Source organism: Micromonospora tarensis, assembly GCF_016803395.1.
Lineage (GTDB): Bacteria > Actinomycetota > Actinomycetes > Mycobacteriales > Micromonosporaceae > Micromonospora > Micromonospora tarensis.
Map to the genome: position 1 here is coordinate 1 of NZ_JAEVHL010000283.1, position 7,698 is coordinate 7,698.

General features: G+C 72.9%; 7 protein-coding genes. 3 read left to right on the plus strand and 4 right to left on the minus strand.

All coding sequences use genetic code 11. The annotated features are described in order from the left end of the window. Window positions 1–1,072 (minus strand): phosphatase PAP2 family protein (locus tag JM949_RS31355; RefSeq protein ID WP_238434228.1); only part of this gene is annotated, 1,072 nt, incomplete at its 3' end. Between the two features lie 139 nt (window positions 1,073–1,211). On the opposite strand from JM949_RS31355, the gene JM949_RS31360 reads away from it, so the two are divergent. Further along, complete coding sequence (locus tag JM949_RS31360; RefSeq protein ID WP_203151727.1) at window positions 1,212–1,616, plus strand: thioesterase family protein; 405 nt, start codon at window positions 1,212–1,214, stop codon at window positions 1,614–1,616. Beyond that, window positions 1,613–2,443 (plus strand): MBL fold metallo-hydrolase, encoded by an 831-nt coding sequence (locus JM949_RS31365; RefSeq protein ID WP_203151728.1) that lies wholly within the window; start codon window positions 1,613–1,615, stop codon window positions 2,441–2,443. The genes JM949_RS31360 and JM949_RS31365 overlap by 4 nt, the downstream gene beginning before the upstream one ends. 5 nt (window positions 2,444–2,448) lie before the next feature. Here the strand turns inward: JM949_RS31365 and JM949_RS31370 are convergent, their stop codons facing one another. The 3 genes from JM949_RS31370 to JM949_RS31380 all read right to left on the minus strand — a co-directional run bounded on the left by JM949_RS31370 (window position 2,449) and on the right by JM949_RS31380 (window position 6,584). After that, window positions 2,449–4,275 carry an alpha-galactosidase gene (locus JM949_RS31370; protein WP_203151729.1) on the minus strand — a complete coding sequence of 609 codons (1,827 nt, stop codon included), beginning with the start codon at window positions 4,273–4,275 and terminating at the stop codon, window positions 2,449–2,451. A gap of 90 nt (window positions 4,276–4,365) precedes the next feature. Further along, on the minus strand, window positions 4,366–5,307 hold the full coding sequence (locus JM949_RS31375) for a PfkB family carbohydrate kinase (RefSeq protein WP_203151730.1): 942 nt from the start codon (window positions 5,305–5,307) through the stop codon (window positions 4,366–4,368). A gap of 104 nt (window positions 5,308–5,411) precedes the next feature. Next, window positions 5,412–6,584: an XdhC family protein gene (locus tag JM949_RS31380; protein WP_203151731.1), complete on the minus strand. Its 1,173-nt coding sequence runs from the start codon at window positions 6,582–6,584 to the stop codon at window positions 5,412–5,414. Between the two features lie 350 nt (window positions 6,585–6,934). Here JM949_RS31380 and JM949_RS31385 point away from each other — a divergent pair. Further along, window positions 6,935–7,698 (plus strand): lytic polysaccharide monooxygenase auxiliary activity family 9 protein (locus JM949_RS31385; RefSeq protein WP_203151732.1); only part of this gene is annotated, 764 nt, incomplete at its 3' end.

Sequence of the window (7,698 nt, forward strand, 5' to 3'; positions counted from 1 at the left end):
AGTGGTCGGCGGGGATCGCCGGTTGGTCGGGGGTGGGTTGGCGGGGGGACGGCTGGGTGCCGGCGGGTGCGCTGTCCGGGGCGGGCGTCGGGTCCGAGGCATCTTCGGCGGGGGTGGCACGGCGGGCCCTCAGCGCCGCCCAGCCGCGCTCGGCCAGACCGACCACCAGGAAGGTCAACCCCACGTACGCCCAGCCGACCAGCACGTCGATCACGTAGTGCTCGCCCGAGTAGACCAGGGTGAAGGTCATCGCCAGCGGGTACGCGAGCAGCAGCGGCCACCAGCGGCGGCGGGTGGTGGTGAGGAAGAACAGCACCACGAACAGCGCCCACGCGGTGTGCAGCGACGGCATCGCGGCGACCGGGTTGGAGGCGATCTGGCCGGCGTTGAGGACGTTGCCGGCACCGTGCATGCCGAACGCCTTCCAGCCCCGGGTGGAGATTCGGGCCACCTCGGTGAGCAGGCCGTTCTGGGCCGCCCACCAGGGCGGGGCGGCCGGATAGAGGAAGTAGGTGACCAGGCCGGCGGCGCAGAGGAAGCCCCAGCGCCGCATGTACGCGGCCCACCGGTGCCGGTCGCGCAGCCAGAGCACCGCGGCGGCGGTCAGCGCCACCACGAAGTGCGAGAAGTACACCCAGCTCGCCGCGACGTCCCACCAGTGCACCTGCGGGTGGTAGAGGTGCTGCTGCAACCAGACGGTGGGCACCTCCCCGCCGGTGGCCCAGTCGAACATGAACCGGTCGGCGACGATCAACTCCATCGCGTGCGGGGTGGCCCCGTTGTCGGCGAACCCGCGCGAGAGGTTGTAGACGACGAAGAGCAGCACCACCGGCACCCAGTCCCGGGCGAAGCGCAGGTGACTGCGCCACGGCCGGTCGCTGTTCCAGGCGATGGTCGCGGCCCAGATCCAGACGAAGGCGTACGCCGGGTCGGTGGGCAGCCCGATGGCCAGCCAGGCGGCGACGAAGGCGACCGCCCAGACGGTCATCGCGATGACACGCCGACGACCCCCGTCCGGGGACGCGGGCGGGTCGGTCCGGGCGGGGGGCTGGGGGTCAGTCACGACGGCCATCGGGGTCAAGGTTAACGACGGATGCGGCATCGACCGACGGGGACCATCCGGCGGGGCCCGGCACAGGTGAAAGGGCGGGCGGTGCCGGGATCGGCGGGCGCGTGCTCGGCGGGCTCGGGGAGCACCTAGGCTGACGACCATGCAGGAGCAGCCCGAGCCGGCCTTCGCGCCGGGTCTGACCGCCCAGGTCGAGCTGACCGTCACTGACGCGGACACCGCCCAGGCGGTCGGTTCCGGGGACGTACCGGTGCTGGGCACTCCCCGGGTGCTCGCGCTGGTCGAGGCGGCCACCGTCGCGGCGACCGCGACCGGGATGCCGCCCGGTTCGACGACAGTGGGCACCCGGGTCGAGCTGGAGCACCTGGCCCCGACAGTGGTCGGCCGAACGGTTCGGGCCCAGGCGCTGCTGGCGACCGTCGACGGCCGCCGGCTGTCGTTCGAGGTCACCGTCGCCGACGGTGACCAGACGGTGGCCCGGGGTCGGGTGGACCGGGTTCTGGTGGACCGGCAACGCTTCGTCGAGCGCGCCGGACGGGCGTCGTGAACGCGGGCTTCGTCGAGATCGCCGACCGGGTGTACGTGCGGCGGGAACCGTTGCTGGGGGTCAACGTCACACTGGTCGTCGGTGCCGACGAGGCGCTACTGGTGGACACTCTCTCGTCGGCCGCCCAGGCCAGCGAGCTGGCCGCCGCCGTGCGCGCCGTCACCGATCGTCCGTTGACGCTGGTGAACACCCATCACCACTACGACCACTGCTTCGGCAACGCCGTCCTGGCCGGCGACCCACCCCGCCCGGTGTACGCGCACGCGCTGGCCGCCGCGGCCCTGCGCGACGAGCCGGAGCGGCTGCGCCGGGAGGCGTACGAGGAGTTGCGCGCGGAGCACCCGGCGCTCGCCGCCGAGCTGGCCGACACCGCGCTGCTCGCCCCGACCCACACCGTGCACACCGAGACGGCCCTCGACCTGGGTGGCCGGCGGGTGCTGCTGCGGCACCCGGGGCGCGGGCACACCGACGCCGACCTGGTGGTGCACGTGCCGGACGTCGACGTGTTGGTCGCCGGGGACCTGGTCGAGCAGAGCGGCCCGCCCGCCTTCGAGGACTCGTACCCACTACGGTGGCCGGACGCGGTCGCGGACCTGCTGCGGCTGACCACCGCGCGCACGGTGGTGGTGCCGGGCCACGGCGACCCGGTGGATGTCGGGTTCGTCCGCGCCCAGCACGCCGAGCTGGCGAAGCTGGCCTGGCTGATCCGGGCCGCGCACACCGGCAGCGCGTCGCCGGAGCGGGTGGCCGCCGAGGCGCCCTTCGGCGCCCGCGCCGCCCTGGTCGCCGCCCGCCGCGGCTACCTGGAGCTCAACGGCGAGGGCTGACCCGGCTACACCGAGGTGCGTCGCCACTGCTGGTTGGTGCTGGTGCCACACGTCCACTGCACGACGCGGGCACCGTCGGCGGTGGCGGCGTTGAGCACGTCGAGGCACTTGCCGCTGTGCCGGGCGACGAGCTGCACGTAACCCGTGCCGAGGTCCTGCACCCGCCACTGCTGGTTGGTGCCGCCGTTGCAGGTCCACTGGGTCACCCGGACCCCGTCGGCGGTGGCGCTCGTCCCGCCGTACACGTCGAGGCACTTGCCGCTCTGCGCGCTGACCACCGTCTGGTAGCCCCCGCCGGCGTCCTGGAACCGCCACCGCTGGTTGGGCTGACCGTTCGCGGCCCACTGCACCACCTCGGCCCCGTCGGTGGTCGCGTTGTTGTAGACGTCCAGCAGCTTCCCGCTGTGCCGCGCGGTCAGGGTGGACGCGGTCGGCACCGGCACTGTGGTCTCCGGGGCCAGCCGGTACAGCCCGGCACCGTGGGCCGGGAGCGTCCGGGTGAAGGTCCCGCTCGCCGCGCCGAGGGCCGCACCGGACCACAGGTCGGTCACGGTGGCCGATCCGATGCCCAGGTCGGCCAGGTTGACCGACACCGGGGCCGCGCTGCTCTCCCGGTTGAACAGGGCCACGTACCGGTGGTTGCCGCCCGGCACGTCGGCGGTCCACACCTGCCGGCTGCCGCCGGTGAGCTGACGGTTGTTCGTGCTGTTCTGGTCGACCGCCAGCACCGCCGCGTTGGTCATCAGCGCCAGCTCCGCGGCGCGGTTCTCGACCAGGTTGCCGCCCCACATCAGCGGCGCCCGGTTGATCACCCAGAGCGACATCAGGGTGCGCTGCTCGTCGGCGCTCAGGTTGGAGTAGCGCGGCGACCCGACCGGCCCGTACTTGGAGAGGCGGCCGATCGGGATCATGTCCGGGTCGGGCCAGGCGCCGGTAACGCGGTACGGGGTCCAGTTGCGCAGTTGGTCGAAGAGGGCGTCCACCGAGGACCAGTTGTCCCAGAGGTCGTTGACGATCCGCCACATGTGCGCGTTGTTCTGCACGTGCCCGCCGCTGGCCAGCGGGGTCGCGCCGGGTGACAGGCTCAGCACCATCGGCCGGCCGCTGCGGGAGATGGCCGTGCCGTACCCCTCGATCTCCGCCTGCCGGTACGTCGGGGCGGCGATGTCGTCCACCTTCACGAAGTCGACGCCCCAGGACGCCAACAGCTGGAACACCGAGTCCAGGTAGCTCTGGGCGCAGGGGTTGGCCATGTTCAGCCCCCACATCAGGTTCAGCCAGGCCGCTGTGGTGCTGTTGTTGATCTGGTTGGCGCGGCAGCTGGTGCCGAGGATCGGGACGTTGTCGGCGACGGCCTGCCGGGGGATGCCGCGCATCAGGTGGACGCCGAACTTCAGCCCCTGGGCGTGGACGTAGTCAGCGAGGGGCTTGAACCCGTTGTCACCGGCGGCGGAGGGGAACCGGGTGGTGTCCGGCAGCAGTCGACCGTTGGCGTCCATCCGAAGTCGGGGTTGCAGGTTGGCGTCCTGGTTGGGGCTGTTGTTGTGCTGGCCGGGGTAGTACCAGGCCCAGTCGATCACCACGTACTGCCAGCCGAACTGCCGCAGGTTGGTGGCCATGTAGTCGGCGTTGGCCCGTACGTCGGCCTCGGTGACCCGCCAGTTGAACGAGTCGTAGCTGTTCCACCCCATCGGCGGGGTGTCGGCGACCCCGTTGTCCCAGGCGGCAGCCCGCTGCGGCGGGCCGGTGACGACGCCCCCCGCGGCGACGAGGAGCACGACCAGCAGGGCGGCGAGGTGGCGAAACGTCGGAGATACCAGGACCGGTCGCATCGAAGCCTCCCACGGGAACAGACGCTCATCGCAGGGCGTCGATGTTAACGTTCACATTGCGAGCGCGTCAAGCCGACGTTTCGGCAGGGCTCAGGCCACGTTCCCGAAGCGGCGCTGGACGTCCGCGCGGGTGGGCATGGCGGTGGCACCTCCCGGAGACTCGCAGACCAGGCCGGCGACCCGCAGCGCGAACGCCACCCGCTCGACCCACCCACCCGGGGAGTCCGGTTCCCCGTCGACGAGCAGGTCGGCGATCAGCGCGGCCAGCACCGAGTCACCGGCGCCGGTGGCGTCGATCGCGTTGACCTCCGGTGCCGGCACCCGGACCGGGTCGGCGTCGGCGGCGGCCAGCACCGCACCGGCCGCGCCCAGGGTCACCACCACCGTTGCCGCTCCCAGCTCCCGCAGGTACGCCGCCACCCCCTCGACGGGTTCATCCGGATAGAGCAACACGGCGTCGGCGGCGCTCAGCTTGATCACGTGCGCCCCGGCGGCGAACTCGGCCACCACCGCCCGCAGCCCCGCCAACGCCTCCGGACCGTTCAGCAGCCGGGGACGCACGTTCGGGTCGAAGACCCGCAGCCCGGGGGCGAGCGACCAGGCGCGTCGGGCGGCGGCCAGCGCGTCGGGCTGGAGCAGCACGATCGAGCCGCAGTAGAGCACGTCGGCGCCCTCCAGCAGCGCCAGTTCCAGGTCGTCGGGGCGGAGCAGGCCGTAGGAGGGCGGTTCGCCGTAGAAGCGGAAGTCGGGTTCCGGCCCGGCGTAGCTGACCACCGCCAGCGCGGTCGGCGCCGGCACGGTGACCACACCGGCCACCCCGACGTCCGCCGCGCTCAGGAAGGCACGAATCCGGCCGCCCAGCACGTCGTCGCCGAGAGAGCCGACGAACTGCGCCGCGCCGCCGAGTCGGGCCACCCCGACGGCGACGTTGAGCGGCCCGCCGCCGATCGCCTGCCGATAGACCCGCTCACCGTCGAGGTCGCTGTCGAGCAGGTCGACGAGCGCCTCGCCGAGCACCACCGCGTATCCCATGCCGATCCTCTCGTCATCGCCACCGGCCGGCGGGCCAGGCCGATCGCCATGGCACCAGGCTGGCACAGCGCACCCCGTGGTGGACGCCGAAAGTCGGTGCGGCCCTACCCCGGCCGGTGGATCGGGCCGTCGAGCGCCGCCAGCGGACGGCCGGTGCCGCCCCACCGGGCCGCGACGATCTGCGCGGCCACACTCACCGCGGTCTCCTCCGGGGTACGTCCACCGAGGTCCAACCCGATCGGCGAGGCCAGGCGGGCGAGCTGCGCCGCGCTGAGCCCCGCCTCGCGCAGCAGCTTGTGCCGCTCGTCGTGGGTGCGCCGTGAGCCCATCGCGCCGACGTACGCCAGCGGGTGACGCAGCGCCAACTCCAGCAACGGCACGTCGAACCTCGGGTCGTGGGTGAGCACACACACCACGGTCCGCTCGTCCACCCGACCGGCGTCCAGCTCGGTGCGCAGGTAGCGGTGCGGCCACCGCACCACCACCTCGTCCGCCTCGGGAAACCGCCGCGCGGTGGCGAAGACCGGCCGGGCGTCGCAGACGGTCACCCGGTAGCCGAGGAATCCGCCGATCCGGGCCACCGCGGCGGCGAAGTCGATCGCCCCGAAGACGATCATTCGAGGCGGGGTGGCGTACGCGGTCACGAAGAGACCGAGGCCGCCGCCGCGGCGCTGCCCGTGGTACCCGTAGCGGAGCAGCCCGCTGCGTCCGGCGGCGAGCAGCCCGAGGGCGTCGGCGGTGGCGGCATCGTCGAGCCGGTCGTCGCCGAGCGAGCCGACGGCTCGCCGACCGGTCAGCACCAGCCGCCGGCCCAGTCGCCGGGCCGGGTCGCTCGGCGGGTTGCCGCCCGCCTCGCCGAGGTCCGCCGGCGAGTCACCCGCGTCGGCGGACACGCAGGTGACGACCGCCGCCGGTTGACCCTCGCGACGAGCGGCGGCGACCGCGTCCAGCTCCGGCAGGGCGCCCGGGCCGACCCGCTCCACGAAGACGTCGAGGGTCCCGCCGCAGGTCAAACCCACTGTGTACGCGTCGTCGTCGGTGATCCCATAGCGGCACAGCTCGGGTCGGTCGGTGTCGAGCACGCGGCGAGCCCGCTCGTAGAGATCGGCCTCGACGCAGCCACCGGAGACGCTGCCGGTGACAGTGCCGTCCGCCGCCACCATCATGGCGGCACCCGGCGGGCGCGGGGCGGAGTGCCAGGTGGCCACGACGGTGGCCAGCGCGACCGGCTCGCCGTCACGGCAACGACGGTGCACCTCGTCGAACACGTCCGGCACCGGCTGCCGCCTCTCCGCTCCTCTCCCCGTACGCCAGGATATGGCGTACGGCCACCGAGCGGCGGGTCTTCACACTCATCGAGGAACGCCTATTGCGCCGCGACCGCGCGGCGTGGTGGGATGACGCGTACCGGGCGGTGCGAGGGCTGCGGCGCCGCCGGTTGCCGGGTTCGTTGGACGCGAGGGCACCGGTCCTGGACAGGGACCGTCGATGGCGCACGTCCACCGGCCGATCTCCCGCCGGAGCACGTCGCCGTGATCGTCGCGCCGCGCAGCGGGGCGACCAGGCCAATCCCACCCGATTGCGGCGAGGCGGCTCAGGCAGCGCGCCTCGCGAGTCAGGAGAACCCGTGAATCGTTCCCGTACGGCCGCGTTGCTCACCGCGGCCGTGACCCTCGCGCTGGGCGCTGTCGCCCTGGCGTCCAATCCGCAGCCGGCCGCCGCGCACGGCGCGGCGATGACGCCGGGCAGCCGCACCTACCTGTGCTGGCAGGACGGCCGCAGCCAGACCGGTGAGATCAGGCCGAACAACCCCGCGTGCTCCGCCGCCGTGGCGCAGAGCGGGGCGAACTCGCTGTACAACTGGTTCAGCGTGCTGCGCTCCGACGCTGGCGGTCGGACCACCGGCTTCATCCCGGACGGGCAACTGTGCAGCGGCGGCAACACCGGTTTCCGCGGCTACGACCTGCCGCGCACCGACTGGCCGCTGACCCACCTGACCGCCGGCGCGCGGTTGGACTTCAAGTACAGCAACTGGGCGCACCACCCGGGCACGTTCTACTTCTACGTCACGAAGAACAGCTGGAGCCCGACCCGGGCGCTGGCCTGGAGTGACCTGGAGGAGCCGTTCCTGACGGTGACCAACCCGCCGCAGCGCGGCAGCGTCGGCAGCAACGACGGGCACTACTACTTCAGCGGCAACCTGCCGTCGGGCAAGAGTGGCCGACACATCATCTACTCCCGTTGGGTCCGCTCGGACTCGCAGGAGAACTTCTTCGGCTGCTCCGACGTGACCTTCGACGGCGGCAGCGGCCAGGTCACCGGCGTGGGTCCGGGTGGTACGCCGACCGACCCGCCGCCCACCACCCCGCCGCGACCGACCCGCCGCCACCA

Bases quoted from the DNA above. Each gene is read 5' to 3' on its own strand.
- JM949_RS31360 (WP_203151727.1), top strand. From the start codon at position 1,212: ATGCAGGAGCAGCCCGAGCCGGCCTTCGCGCCGGGTCTGACCGCCCAG.
- JM949_RS31370 (WP_203151729.1), bottom strand. From the start codon at position 4,275: ATGCGACCGGTCCTGGTATCTCCGACGTTTCGCCACCTCGCCGCCCTG.
- JM949_RS31375 (WP_203151730.1), bottom strand. From the start codon at position 5,307: ATGGGATACGCGGTGGTGCTCGGCGAGGCGCTCGTCGACCTGCTCGAC.